Below are 13,893 nucleotides of genomic sequence, written 5' to 3'. Positions count from 1 at the left end.
AATCATTCGGCGGCCCGAAACGAATCGGCGCGGGCGCGCCGCCATGCGGCGGAAAAACGCGCGTCGATCTCGCCGACGAGGAACGAGCCCGGCGCAGGCGCCGGATAGAGATCGGCGAAGCTCGCGACCTCGTGCGGCGAGAGGCGCCGGCAGAAATGCTCCGGCTCGAAGCCGCTCGGATGATCGAGCCCCGCGGCGGCCGCGAGCTCGCCGAGCGCCGCGAGCGTTGCCCGATGAAAATTGCGGACGCGCTCGGCTTTGTCGGAGACGACGAGAGCGCGGGCGCGGCTCGGATCCTGCGTCGCGACGCCGGTCGGACAGCGGCCCGTATGGCAGGACTGCGATTGAATGCAGCCGAGCGCGAACATGAATCCGCGCGCGCTGTTGCACCAATCCGCGCCGAGCGCGAGCGCACGCGCCATATCGAACGCCGTGATGATCCGCCCGGCAACGCCGATGCGGATCGCATCGCGCGCGCCGATCCCGATCAGCGCATGATGCACGAAGGCGAGTCCGTCGCGCATCGGCATGCCGACATGATCCATGAACTCCATCGGCGCCGAGCCGGTGCCGCCCTCCTTGCCGTCGACGACGATGAAGTCGGGCGCGAGCCCCGTCTCCGCGATCGCCTTGCAGATGGCGAGAAACTCCGAAGGCTGGCCGACGCAGAGCTTGAACCCGGTCGGCTTGCCGCCCGAGAGCCTACGCAGCCGCGCGAGGAACTGGAGCAATTCGATCGGCGTCGAAAAAGCCGAATGCGTCGCCGGCGACACGCAGTCCTCGCCTCGAGGCACGCCGCGGATGCGCGCGATCTCCGCGGTGACCTTCGCGCCCGGCAGCACGCCGCCATGGCCGGGCTTGGCGCCCTGGCTCAATTTCACCTCGATCATCTTGATCTGTTCGTTCACGGCGACCGTGGCGAATTTTTCCGCGTCGAACTCGCCCTCGCGCGTGCGGCAGCCGAAATAGCCCGAGGCGATCTGCCAGACGATGTCGCCGCCCGCCTCCTGGTGATAAGGGCTGAAGCCGCCTTCGCCCGTGCTCTGCGCAAAGCCGCCCTTGCACGCGCCGAGATTGAGCGCGCGAATGGCGTTGGCGCTCAGCGCTCCGAAGCTCATCGCAGAAATATTCAACAGCGAGATATCATAGGGCTGCGCGCATCGCGCTTCGCCGACGCGCGTGCGAAAATGCTCGTCCGAGACACGCCGCGCCGCGATGGAATGGCGCAGCCATTCATAGCCGTCTTCGTAGACGTCGACCTCGGCGCCGAAGGGGCGCTTGTCGACGTTCATCTTGGCGCGCTGATAGACGATGGCGCGGCGGTCGCGGCTGAAGGGGCGGCCGTCCTTATTGTCCTCGAAGAAATATTGCCGCACCTCGGGCCGGATGGTCTCGAGCAGAAAGCGCAGATGTCCGCTGATCGGATAGGCGCGCAAAACGGCGTGTTCCGTCTGCAGCAGGTCGCGCAGCCCGAGCGTGCAGAGGGCGCCGAAGACGAGCATCGGCGGAAGGAACGGCCCCGCCCACTCGCCCCGCGCCGCGACGGCCGAGCCCGCGAGGCCGATGACGCAGAGGGTGAGGATGACGAGGCGCGGCGTGAAAGGCAAAAGGAGCAGGCGTGTCGATCGCATCGTTTCACCAGGATCCGGCGCCGGCCGAGGTCTCACTTCCCCGATACTATGCGCATCGCGAGCGGAGGGAGGCAAGAGCGCGCGAAAGGCGCCGGTTTCCGCCACGCGGCGGCTCAGTTTCGAGCCGCGAGCAGAATGACGCCGGCGCCGACCAGGCAGATCGCGCCACCTGTCAGATCCCATTGATCGGGACGCGTCCCTTCGATCGCCCAGAGCCAGACGATCGACGCGACGATGTATACGCCTCCATAGGCCGCATAGGCGCGGCCGGCGGCGGCGCTGTCGACGAGGGTGAGCAGAAAGGCGAACAGCGCCAGCGACAGCATGCCCGGCGCGATCCACCACGCGGGCTTGCCGAGGCGGAGCCACGCCCAAAAGGAAAAGCACCCGGCGATTTCCGCCAGCGCGGCGCAAACATAGGCGGCGACGCTCGTCATCTGGTCCGCTTCCTCCGCCTCGAACCCGGAGCCCCGCCGTTCGCGGCGGCCTCTCGTCGACATATCCTCGGCGACAGATTGCCCGAGAACGAGCGGATCGAACAGCCCCGGCGACGGCGGCTCGCCGCGGTCGTCGAGGGAGGACGACGCGATAGCGCTCTTCATGTCCGGTTTCGGTGGATCGAGCGTCGCCCGAAGCCCCTCGTCATTTCTTCACGGTCGCCGGCGGGAACAGGTCGAAGTGACGATTGACTCCGGCCTGCACGAGATTGCCGTCGAAGCGCGTCGACGACGACAGGGCGTATTGGAGAGCGCCGCTCGTCTGCGCCGCGAAGGGCGAAGCGGTCGCTCTGCCCAGGTCGTAATGCAGATAGTCGACCTTGACGGTCCAGTCGGGCATGAACGCCCATTCCACGCCGCCGCCGACCGTCCAGCCGAGAAGACTGTCCTCATAAAAGGGCAGTGTGAAGTTCACGCCGCTCCTGCCGGCGCGCTGGGTGACGATGGCGGCGGTGGAGATGACGCCGCCATAAGCGAGACCGCCCGTGCCGTAGACCGCGAGCGTCGGAGTGAGGAGATAACCCAGACGGCCCCGGATCGTGCCGAGATAGTTCAGCGTCGCGGTGCGCTGCGCGTAAGTGACGCCGCCGGCGTTGCTCTCGGCCCGCCATCTCCCGTCCGTGTTTCCCGAGACGCCATGCAGGTCTGCTTCGACGCCGGCCAGGAAGGTCCCGTCGTAGCTCTCGTTGACGCCGAGCTGAAGGCCGCCGATGAATCCTGCGAAGTGGTTGGCGTTGTCGATCGGCGATCCGATCGACGTAATGAACGGGCTGGCCTGCGCAGTCCCGATGGGCCAGATCGGAACGTCGGTGCGAGGAGCAGACCACGCGCCGCCGCCGTTCAAGCCGACATAGACGTCGGTCCAGCTGGGCGGCGGCGGAGGCGGCGCGAAGGGCGAGGTCACGCCGAACAGCCCGGCGAGCGTGGTGTACGGGATAGGCTTGCCGTCGCCGAATGCATTGGCCTGGGCTTCCAGATAGAAGAAGTCGGTCGGTCGGGCGGTCAGCCCGTTGGTGGTCGTGGTCTGTCCCGGAAAGGATTGAGGGAAATACGGCTGAAAGGCCACCGGCGGCGCGAAGCTCGCCGGAAATGAGCCCGGCCAGAAGCGTGCGTAACTCGCCGTCAGATTGATGAAGGGGCTGAGCTTGTGACGAATGCGAAAGTCGTATTCGGTGCCGAGGAACGTGCCTCTGTTGCCGAGCGGCGCGGAGAGATTGGCTCGGTCCCAGGCGCCGGCGGCGCTCGCGAGCCAATAGGCGTTGAAGGCCGTGTCGACCCACACATCGGGAAAGGGCGTGAACTCTATGCGCGCCTTCGGCGCTTTGACATTGTTCCAGGCGATGTAGTCGTTCCGCGAAAACGGCTGGTTGAAGCCGTAGAAAATATCGAAGTTCTGGTTGGCGCCGTCGAACGGACTGATGTTGCCCGTGCCATAGGCGTAATTGGCGCTGATGCGCGGCTTCCACGGAAGCTCCGAGAAGGTGTAGCCGAACTCGAAAGCGTAAGCGATCGCGTCATGCTGGACAGAGGTCTCGAACGGGTTCTGGCGCCCGAGGATGGTCTGGAACTCCCCGAGCTGGCCGAATTGCTTGTTGATGTCGAAGTCGTAGTCGAAATCGCCGAGCACGCCATAGGCGCGCAGGCCCGGCGCGTAAGTCTGCCGGTGAACCCTCAGGGAGGCGGTGATGTTGTTCGGATCTGCCCATTGCTTGCGGCCGAGGAAATAGGGCTGGATCGTCGCATATTCCGACCAGCGCCGAATGTTGAACACAGAGCCGTAGATCCAGTTCGACCATTCGGCCCGATCGAACGAGTAGGGAAAGCGCACGACCGGGCGCATGACGAAGCTGTCGATCTCGAAATCGTTCTCCCGCTTGCCGATTTTCAAGCGGAAGCCCTCGAAGGTGTTGGTCGTGTTGCGGAATTCGTTCTCCGCGATCAGGCGCCTGTCGAGCAGCTCGAGGTGGAAGCGGCCGGCCCGCAGGATCAGTGGGCGATCATTGCCGAGATCGTCCGTGCCGAAGGCGTCCTTGAAATAGAGCTCGCCGTAGGCGGAGATCAGATCGTTCTGATTGATCTCCTGCCCCTGATATTCATAGATGCTGTTGAATGCGCGCGAGTCCTGGAACTCGATCACGAAGCGGAACGGATCGAGGATATCCTGCACGCCGAAATAGACGCGCGTCCGCTCGAGCCACAGCGAGTTCGGGAAATATTTTCGCCGCGAAACCGGTGGGTCGACCGAGGTGTCGAGCCAGGGACGATAGTCGTCCTTCCGATATTCGAAGCGCACGCGCGAATCGAGACCGATATTGAGCCAGTCGATGCCTTTGAAATCCTCGTAGGTTTTCCCCAGGTTGCGCACATAGGGCGGAATGTCGGGCTGCGGCTCGAGTCGGTAGGCGCGAGTCGGAACGTAATAGCTCTTTTTTTCTTTGTCTTTGTCCTTATCCTTGTCTTTGTCCTTATTCTTATCCTTCTCTTTATCTTTCAGTGAATCGGCCTTCTTGTCCCCCTGCTGCTTTTCGCCTGGATCGGTCTTCTTCCCTACCCTTCCGTTCGAATTCTTTTCGTCTGCCGGAGCGCCGAAGGTTGTCGCGGTCAACGCCATCAACAGGACGCCGATAGCCGCCGTGACCAACCAATGAGACTTGATGCGATCGCTCATCAATAGGCCTCGAATCGCTATATAGCAATAATATATTCTTTGTGGATTCGGTGTAGGACGACCCAGAGCTCACGTTCAATACGAATCTTCACGTAGATCGATTGACGATGGCGTAACGGATCCACAGGCGAAATCCGGCGAGACTTCGATAGCGCTGCGAACACTCGTCCGCGGCCGTGGCCCTGACGGTGAGCCCCTGTCGGGAATATGTGGAGACGACGGCGCGACCGCTCTTCCGCGGCCGGCGCCGCGACCGTGACGGCTGCGCGACGAATCGATTCGGCGTGAGAGCGGAAACGATCTCGACGCGCGTTATGTAACCCGAGCGAAGCACGCATGGGGCCTTCGCATCGCTCGGGGTCGAAATGAAACGACTGCTCGTCGCAGCGCTGATGCTGACGCTGCTCGGCGCGCCGGCCATGGCCGGGGGAACGGTCGCCATAGCGGCCGCGGCCGATCTCAAATTCGCCATGGACGAGATCGTCGCCGATTTCAGGTCGGCGCATCCGAACGACGAGGTGAGCGTGATCTACGGCTCCTCGGGCAAGTTCCACACGCAGATACAGAACGGCGCGCCCTTCGACATCTTCTTCTCGGCCGATATCGCCTATGCGCGATCGCTCGCGCAGAGCGGCTCGGCGGCGTCCGAGCCCGTCCTCTATGCGATCGGCCGGATCGTCCTGTGGAGCGGCGCGCTCGACGTACGCGAGACGAGCCTCGAGGATCTCGTCGATCCGAAGTTTCGTCGCATTGCGATCGCCAATCCCAAACACGCGCCCTATGGCCGCGCCGCCGAAGAGGCGCTGAAGGCGGAGAACGTGTGGAACAGCCTGCGGGGCCGGCTCGTCTTCGGCGAGAATGTCGCGCAGACCGCCCAATATGCGCGCTCGGGCGCGGCCGATGTCGCGATCGTCGCCTTGTCGCTGGCGCTGAGCCCCGAACTCGCCGGAAAGGGTAGCTACAGGGAGATTCCCGACAATCTCTACGCGCCGCTGCGGCAGGCCTTCGTCGTCACGAAGCGCGGCGCGGACAATCCGCTCGCGCGAGCTTTCGCCGACTATATGGCTTCGCCCGCGGCGCGGCGCGTCATGATCCGCTACGGCTTCGCGCTGCCGGGCGAGACCGCGCAGAAATAGGACGCTCCATGCCGACATCCGAAGACATGGAGGCGATCTGGCTGACGCTGAAGCTCGCCGTGATCGTCACATCGCTGCTGCTCGTCGCGGGGACGCCGATCGCCTGGTGGCTCGCGCACACCAAGTCGCGCCTCAAGGGGCCTGTCGGCGCCGTGGTGGCCTTGCCGCTCGTGCTGCCGCCGACGGTGATCGGCTTCTACATGCTGCTCGCCATGGGGCCCTATGGCCCGATCGGCAGGCTGACGAATTTTCTCGGCGTCGGCCCCCTGCCCTTCACCTTCACGGGCATTGTGATCGCCTCGCTCTGCTATTCCATGCCCTTCGTCATCCAGCCGATCCAGAACGCCTTCGAGGCGATGGGAGACCGCCCCCTGGAGGCGGCCGCTACCCTGCGCGCGAGCCCTTTCGACGCCTTCTTCTCGGTCGCATTGCCGCTCGCCAAGCCGGGCTTCGTCACCGCGGCGATCCTAGGCTTCGCGCATACGATCGGCGAGTTCGGCGTGGTGCTGATGGTCGGCGGCAATATTCCGAACGAGACGCGGCTCGTCTCGGTGCAGATCTACGATCATGTCGAGGCGATGGATTACACGCGCGCCCATTGGCTTTCGGGCGGCATGCTCCTGTTCAGCTTCTTCGTTCTTCTCGGCCTCTACACGCGCCGCGCCGGAAAGAGCGATGCGTGACGCGCCCGCCGGGAGCGCGATCCGCGCGCGATTTCTCCTCGCCTATCGCAGCTTCGGGCTCGATATGGACGTGACCTTGCCGGGGCATGGCGTGACGGCTCTGTTCGGCCCCTCCGGCTCGGGCAAGACGACCGCGCTGCGATGCGTCGCCGGCCTCGTGCGCGCGCAGAAAGGCCGGCTGCAGGTCGGCGACGATGTTTGGCAGGACGAAGAGCGCGGCGTCTTCACGCCGACGTACCGCCGCCCGATCGGCATGGTCTTTCAGGACGCGGCGCTCTTTCCACACCTCACCGTGTTCGGCAATCTGCGCTATGGGATGAAACGCGCGGGCGCCACGAGCAATTCGGTCGATCCGGACGCGATTCTCGCCCTGCTCGGCATAGGCGATCTGCTCGGCCGCTATCCGCGCAATCTCTCCGGCGGCGAGCGCCAGAGAGTGGCGATCGCGCGCGCGCTGCTCACCGATCCGCGCCTGCTGTTGTTGGACGAGCCGCTCGCCGCGCTGGACGTGAAGCGCAAGCTCGAGATACTGCCCTATCTTGAGCGGTTGCGCGACGAACTCGACATACCGATCCTCTATGTCAGCCATTCGCCGGACGAGGTGGCCCGGCTCGCCGATCACATCGTGCTGCTGGACGCGGGACGAGTCGTCGCGAGCGGCGCGATCTCGGATGTGCTGACGCGAATCGATCTGCCTTTCTCCTTCAGCGAGGACGCCGGCGTCGTCTTCGACGTCGTCGTCGCCGAGAGCGCCGACGGGCTGACGCGGCTCGAGTGTCCGGCTGGAGATCTGATCGTCGCGCGCCGTCTCGAGCCGCCCGGACGAAAATTACGGTGCCAGGTTCATGCGCGCGACGTCAGCCTGACGCTGTCGCGTCACAAGGATACGACGATCCTCAACATCCTGCCCGCGAGCGTGTCGGATCTCACGCAGACGCCGATCGAAGGCCATGTCCTGGTGCGATTGACCCTGAAGGATGGCTCGGGCCTTCTCGCGCGCATCACCGAGCGTTCACGACAAGAGCTCGGCGTCGTGAAGGAAACGCAGCTCTGGGCCCAGGTGAAGGCGGTGGCTCTGCTCAGCGCGGAACGATAGCGCCCGCGCGCACGGCCGACGTGGTCGCGCTTTTCTTCACTTCCTCGACGGCGCCGGCGATCACATTGCGAGCGGAAATCTCGCCCATTGTCTGGCTCCCGTGTTCGAGGCGCGCCCTCGATTTGAGGCGTCCGCGGGCAATTAGCGCGCATCGTCTCCGTCTCCGCCGTGATCCGTCGACCGCAGCGTCGCGGGCGCCGCCGGCCGGATCGACGCCTCATCGCGATGCGAATCGTTCGGCGAACAAACGCAGGCTCTGCTCGCGCTGCTCGAAGTTCGGGCTGAGCGGCTTCAGAACGAGGCTGCGCGGCGAGAGCTCCGATTCGATCGCCGCGATCTTCTCGCGGATATCGTCTTCGTCGCCGATCAGCGAATCGACGATCATGCGCCGCATATCCATCCATGGCGTCCATTCGGGTTGGACCTTCGCCGTCGTGACGCGCATGCGCTCGATGAATGGAGCGAGCAGAGCTTCGGCCTCCGCAATCGCCGCCTCGCGCGTGGCCGCGATATGATAGAAGCGGATCAGCACCAGCTTCGGATCGGCCTCGGGCGCGACGTCCCGATATGCGCTGCGCGCTTCTTTGACATTGGCGAGAGGAAATGGCGGGGCCGCCATCACGCCGAAGCGGCGCTCCGCCGCCTGTCTCACAGTCTCCATCGTGGAGGTCGCTACGAAGATCGGCAGCGGCCGCTGCACGGGACGGGGGACGAGCTCCACGCCCTCGGCGTGGAAGAAACGACCGTCGAACGACGCCTTTTCGTCCCGCAGCAGCAGCTCGACGAGCGAGAGCGCCTCGGCGGCCTTGTCGCGCGCCTCGCCGGCGGCCACGTGAAAATGTGCGAACTGAGTCGGAAAGGGCCCGCCTTTGGCGACGCCGAGATCGAAGCGCCCGTTCGAAAGGATGTCGACCGTCGCCGCCTGCTCCGCGATCAGGATCGGATCGCAGAAGGGCAGCAGCACGGCGGCTGCGCCGAGACGCAGCCGCGTCGTCAGCGCGGCGAGATGGGCGATGATCGCGAGCGGCGCCGGGCTCGACGCATTGGGATTGAAGTGATGCTCCGCGATCCAGGCGTCGTCGAAGCCGAGCGCCTCGACGAGCTGAACGAGCTCTGTCTGCTCCGCATAGGCGGAACGATAGTCCTGGCGGGGATTCTCATAGGTGCAGAACAGGCCGAGGCGCATGGCGTCCCTCATTCTCGCGCGTCGACGATGCGGTAGGCGGCATGGCAGCCGACGCAATTGCGCATGATCTCGCCGACGCGCGCGAGCGATCGGCTCTTGTCCTCTCCTTCGGCCACGCTGCGCGCCAATTCGTCGAAGCCGGCGCGCATGGGGCGTCCGAAGCCGGTCCAGCCTTGCGGAAATTTCGCCGATAACGTCTTCGGCATCTCGTTCTCGGCCTGGAATCGCCGCGCGCCGCGCGCGGCCGCCGCTTCCGCAACCGTGGCGCGATCGTCGGCCGCGAGCCCCGAGACGATCTGTTCCAGGCTGTTCACGAAGAGGCGCATCTGCCCGAGGACGAACGCCTTTTCGTTTCCCGAAAGCGCGAGCGCGACGCGCTTGTCGGACTCTCCGGCGCCGGCGCACGCCAGGGAGATCGAAGCAGACACCGAGATTGCGGCGAGTTTCTCTGTTCGGCGTCGCATCGTCGTCCCCTCCCGTCACGGCTATAGTATAAATCCACTACATAACGTATGCCTGCACAAAAGATGAACAACCACGCGCGGACGATGACGGCCCTCGCCGCTCCGTGGACGACACGCCGTCGCCCCGCCGGCCGGCGCTTCTCTCGAATCTGTCTCGACCGCATCCGGCGATCCCGCCCCGCAGTCGGCCTTCTTCTCGCGCTCGGACGACGGCCTCGCCTCGCGCGCATTCGCCATGCGCGACGCGCTCTATGCGCAGGTTAAATAGCGCTTGATCCAAAACTATGGCTTAGGCATTATGTTCAGGACACGCTGATTACAGGTCGTCTCGGTCGAGTTGTATATGGAGTTGGGATGAGGAGAGTCGTCGCGTCGTTGGCCGCGTATTCGCTTTTCTGTCCGCTCGGCGTCGGTTCGGCGGTCGCGGCCGAACCCTTCACTCGAAAATCGCCGGACGATTCAGCACCGCCGCCGATGTGGACGGGATTTCATGCAGGGCTCAACGGCGGGTATGGTTGGGCGAGCGATACGCGCGCCCGGATCACCGCCGAGCCGCTGCCGGCGCCGTCGCCGCCTCTCTATGTTCCGCCGAACGCCGTGCCTTCGGCCGTCCCCTTCGCGCTCGACGCGACGCGATTCATCGCACGCAGCGCCGCCGGCGGATTCGGCGGCGGCGGACAGATCGGCTATGATTGGGCGTTCGGTGAGAGATTTCTCGTCGGCGCCGAGGCCGATTTCCAGGGGTTTGTCGGGGGACACGGCGATTCGACGTCACTCTCGCCCGCGACGGTTTTCCTCACTTCCAACCGGCTCGACTATCTCGGCACGGTGCGCGGCAGGCTCGGTTGGCTCGCGACGCCCTCGCTGCTCGTCTATGGAACAGCCGGCGTCGCCTATGGCGGTCCGTCTTCGACGACACAGATGTTCCAGCCGGGCGCAGGCGTCTTCGGGGGATTTGGCGCGACGTCGACGTCCAGCACGCAAATCGGCTGGGCGGCGGGCGCCGGCGTCGAGTGGATGTTCCTCCCGAAATGGTCCTTGAAAGCGGAATATCTGCACTACGACCTCGGTTCGGCGCGGGGATACAGGCTTCTCGGCGTAGGCGGCGCGATGGAGTTTCCCTTCGGCGATCCCCTCGCGGATCCGATCGTTCTCTACCCCTATTCGGCCGCCAAGCCCGCGACGCCCTTCAACGGACATATCGTCCGCGCCGGCATCAATTATCATTTCGACTGGAGCCCTTCGTCGCTTCTTCTCCCGATCGATCAGCTGGATTCACTCGCGCAACGCTTTCGCGGCGCCGATGAGCCGCGATCCATGGGCGCGCTGGGGGCGCCGCCGGCTCGAGACGCGAAGACCCCGGCGCTCGACCGCGCGCCGAGCGCCGCGTCGCCGGATGCGAAGTCGAGCTATTACGTCCCGACGCTCGCCTATCGCCTCGAGCCGCAGCCGGATCTCCCTCCTTATGTCCGCAACCTCGGCAAGACCTATAGCGAGTTCGAGGGAATCGACTGGCTCAATATCGGTCTCGATTCGCGCGTGCGATTCGAATATCGCAAGAATGACTACCGTCCCTGGACCGACCCATGGTCGGATCGGCCGACCAAGCGACGTCTCCTGCCCAATTCGGTCTGGCTCGTGCGCACGCGCGCCTATCTCGGCGTGCAGGACATTCTCGACCCGTTCCGCTTCGCGCTCGAGTTCCAGGATTCGCGCGCCTTCGACAGCCTCTATCTGCTGCAGGGGAACGACGTGAACACGACCGAGCTGGTCTCGGGTTATGGCGAGCTCCATTTCAAGGACATGTTCGGCAAGGACGATCGCGGCAACGCCCGTCCCTTGTTCCTGCGCGCGGGTCGCTTCCATTTCGAGCTGCTCGACAAGCGCCTGATCGCCGAGAATGAATTTCGCAACACGACCAACACGTTCGACGGCTTCCGCCTCAAGATCGGCAAGAAGGAGAACGATTGGGACGTCGACAGCTTCCTCATGCGGCCCGTCAATCGCGAGCCCTACGGCTTCGATCGTCCGGACTGGCAAAACTGGATTTACGGCACGGTCGTCAGCATTCGCCGCTGGTCGGAATATGCGACCATCCAGCCTTATTTTATCGGACGCAAGCAATATGCCGATCCGTTCAGCTCGTCGAGCTCTCTCAGAGTGCAGCGCGAGACGCGTGCGCCGGGTCTTCGCGCCTACGGGACGCTCGGCGATTTCGACTATGACTTCGACGTGAACAAGCAATTCGGCGAAATCGGCGAGTCCCAGACTTTCGGCCTGCAGCAGAGCGCCATACTGACCACCGCCCGGCAGGATGCGCTCGCCTACGCGATCGAGACCGGCTACACATTGCAGGATCATCCGTGGAAGCCGCGCGTCAGCGCCAGCTACGCATACGGAACCGGCAACAAGAGCCCGTTCGACGGCGTCAACCAGACCTTCGACACTTTCTACGGCTTCAATCAACCCTTCTCGCGCAACGATTACATCGCCTGGAACAATGTGCGAGCGCCGAAAGTCCGTCTCGAATTTTCGCCGGCCAAGGATCTTCAGATCGATTCGGCGTTCAGCGCCTATTGGCTCGCCAGCTCCGCGGCGGCGTGGGACCGCGCGAATCTCTATGCGCCCTTTGGCAATCGCGGCACGTTCATCGGCACGGAAGTCGATGTGCGTCTGCGCTACAAGCTCTCGCGATTCGTCAATCTCACGGCGAGCTATGCGCGATTTTGGCCCGGCAGCTTCACGACGAGCTTCGCGCCGCCGGTCGAACTGCAGCCTTACTTTCCGCAGCAGCCTTATTTTCAGCAGACCTATGCGGGACAGACCGCCACGACGAGCGGGATAACCGCGCGCCCGACCGACTTCTTCTACCTCGAGCTGACCGCCAACGCTTTCGGCGACGGTCAGCCGATTTCAGGCAATCCTGCGCTCGAATTTGTGGGTCTCTCGTCGGAGCCGGAAGGTCGGAAGAAGGCGCCGCCGAGCTGGCGCGACATTTATGTCGGCGTCAATCTGGGCGCGGCCTGGGCGACGCCCCGCTCGACGGTCTCGACCGCTCCGATTTCCTCTGCCTCCCCGAGCGCGCCGGTCGCCGCCGCGTCGAGCATGCCGCCGACCGACATGAATCTCGACGGCTTCATCGGCGGAGTCCAGATCGGCGCCAACTACAAGCTCAACGACAGCTTCGTCGCCGGCCTCGAGGCCGATCTCCACGCCGTGTCGGACAATGCCGACACGCGGACGCAATATGCGCTCAGCACGTCGATCGGCAATACGTTTCTGAGCTTCGGACAGCGCATGGTGAAGCTCGACTATCTCGGCACGATCAGACCGCGGCTCGGCTATCTGCTGACGCCGAACTTGCAGCTCTACGCCACCGGCGGGTTGGCTTTCGCCGGCCTCACGTCCAGCGCCTCGCTCGTCACGGATCGTGTGGGCGGCATAACGACGACGTACGGCAATCCGCTCTATCAGGACACGCGTCTCGGCTGGACCGCGGGCGGCGGCGTCGAATACGCCTTCGACTCGCACTGGAGCGCCAAGGCCGAATATCTCCACTATAATCTCGGCGACATTCGCGTTCAAACCGCCGTTGTCCATCCCAGCGCCTTCTATCGTTTCGCCGCCGTCGGCGAGACGCAGTTCGGCGGGAGCCTGATACAGGCCGGCATCAATCACCACTTCGATTGGCCGATCAAAAACTGAGTGGAGCGTCGCGAGGACCCGCCGATATCGCGTGAGCGTGAACGATCGTCTATCTCTCGATGCGCGCGCGAGCGTTTGTGGCGGAAGCGCTTCGCTCAGCGCTTGCGGCCATAGGTGACGGCCATCGTCACCGAGATCTCCTTCGGCGGAGGCGCGAAGGGCGAGCAGAGCCGCACGGTTTTCAGCGCGCTCGCATCGAGTTCCTCCTTGCCGCTGCTCACGACGATCTTCAGAGACTGCGGGTTCATGCTCCCATCGGGCATGATCTTGAAGGAAACGGTCGCGACGCCCTGCAATCCCGCGCGGCGCCCCTCTTTCGGATAGACCAGCTCGGACTGAATCTTCTTGGACAGCCCGCGGACATAGCTGCGCAGCTCGTCCATTTGCCGCTCGGCGTTTCGCTGAATGGTCTGGGCGCTCTGCTCCTGCTCGCCGCCCGGCGATCGAACCTGTCCGGGCGCGCCCGCTCGAGCGCTCGCACTTGCGCCGCCCATTTCCTTTTGTTGCGTCGGCTCGGGAATTGCGTCCGCCGTTTCGGGCTGTGGCTCGGTGATTTCGCGCTCTTCGGCAGCCTCGCCGCCCGCCTGCCGGCTTTGATTCTCGTTCGCTCCGTCGGCGCCCTTGTTCTGCTGCCGGTTCTGCTCTTCCGCCTGCATGTCGGAATCGACGCCCTGAAATTCGACGACGAGCGTCTCGTCGACAGGGGACGCGGTATATTCGACCGTAATGAGAAACAGCAGCACCGCGGCCATATGGAGGGCGACGGAGACGAACAGCCCGTGGAAGAGCGTGAAATGCGAGGATCGCATCACTATCGGCCCGAGCCC

The 13,893-nt window shown here is 64.3% G+C and carries 10 protein-coding genes; 4 read left to right on the top strand and 6 right to left on the bottom strand.

The features are described 5' to 3' along the window. Positions 1-2: 2 nt before the first annotated feature. The 3 genes from AC6IW9_RS16050 to AC6IW9_RS16040 form a co-directional block, all read right to left on the bottom strand. Entirely contained in the window at positions 3-1,631 is a 1,629-nt protein-coding gene (locus AC6IW9_RS16050; RefSeq protein ID WP_497765074.1) for an FMN-binding glutamate synthase family protein, read from the bottom strand. A 113-nt stretch (positions 1,632-1,744) separates the two neighbouring features. Continuing rightward, the gene (locus AC6IW9_RS16045) at positions 1,745-2,068 is read right to left on the bottom strand and encodes a YnfA family protein (protein WP_497772542.1); all 324 of its coding nucleotides are present in this window, start codon (positions 2,066-2,068) and stop codon (positions 1,745-1,747) included. Positions 2,069-2,273: 205 nt separating this feature from the next. Then, on the bottom strand, positions 2,274-4,796 hold the full coding sequence (locus AC6IW9_RS16040) for an alginate export family protein (protein WP_497765072.1): 2,523 nt from the start codon (positions 4,794-4,796) through the stop codon (positions 2,274-2,276). Between the two features lie 365 nt (positions 4,797-5,161). Here AC6IW9_RS16040 and modA point away from each other — a divergent pair, with 365 nt between their 5' ends. The 3 genes from modA to modC are packed head-to-tail and all read left to right on the top strand — an operon-like array spanning position 5,162 to position 7,711. After that, positions 5,162-5,932: a molybdate ABC transporter substrate-binding protein gene (gene modA / locus AC6IW9_RS16035; protein ID WP_497765069.1), complete on the top strand. Its 771-nt coding sequence runs from the start codon at positions 5,162-5,164 to the stop codon at positions 5,930-5,932. An 8-nt stretch (positions 5,933-5,940) separates the two neighbouring features. Then, positions 5,941-6,615, top strand: a complete 675-nt coding sequence (modB, locus tag AC6IW9_RS16030; RefSeq protein WP_497765067.1) for a molybdate ABC transporter permease subunit — start codon at positions 5,941-5,943, stop codon at positions 6,613-6,615. Then, on the top strand, positions 6,608-7,711 hold the full coding sequence (gene modC, locus AC6IW9_RS16025) for a molybdenum ABC transporter ATP-binding protein (protein ID WP_497765065.1): 1,104 nt from the start codon (positions 6,608-6,610) through the stop codon (positions 7,709-7,711). Before modB ends, modC begins: the two co-directional genes overlap by 8 nt. A 217-nt stretch (positions 7,712-7,928) precedes the next feature. On the opposite strand, the gene AC6IW9_RS16020 is transcribed toward modC, so the two are convergent. Then, positions 7,929-8,909, bottom strand: coding sequence for an LLM class flavin-dependent oxidoreductase (locus tag AC6IW9_RS16020; RefSeq protein WP_497765062.1), 981 nt, complete (start codon positions 8,907-8,909; stop codon positions 7,929-7,931). Then, positions 8,906-9,361, bottom strand: a complete 456-nt coding sequence (locus AC6IW9_RS16015; RefSeq protein ID WP_497765060.1) for a hypothetical protein — start codon at positions 9,359-9,361, stop codon at positions 8,906-8,908. The genes AC6IW9_RS16020 and AC6IW9_RS16015 overlap by 4 nt, the downstream gene beginning before the upstream one ends. A gap of 474 nt (positions 9,362-9,835) precedes the next feature. Between AC6IW9_RS16015 and AC6IW9_RS16010 the strand changes: the two genes are divergently transcribed. Further along, positions 9,836-13,066 (top strand): alginate export family protein, encoded by a 3,231-nt coding sequence (locus AC6IW9_RS16010; RefSeq protein ID WP_497765058.1) that lies wholly within the window; start codon positions 9,836-9,838, stop codon positions 13,064-13,066. Positions 13,067-13,161: 95 nt separating this feature from the next. Here AC6IW9_RS16010 and AC6IW9_RS16005 read toward each other — a convergent pair whose 3' ends face one another. Then, a complete protein-coding gene (locus AC6IW9_RS16005; protein ID WP_497765055.1) occupies positions 13,162-13,875 on the bottom strand; it encodes a TonB family protein in 714 nt (237 codons plus the stop codon). Positions 13,876-13,893: the final 18 nt, after the last annotated feature.

The sequence above is a fragment of the Methylosinus sp. shoA genome (assembly GCF_059718125.1).
The sequence above is the reverse complement of the archived record's forward strand: the minus strand, read 5'-3'. Positions and strand labels throughout refer to the sequence as shown.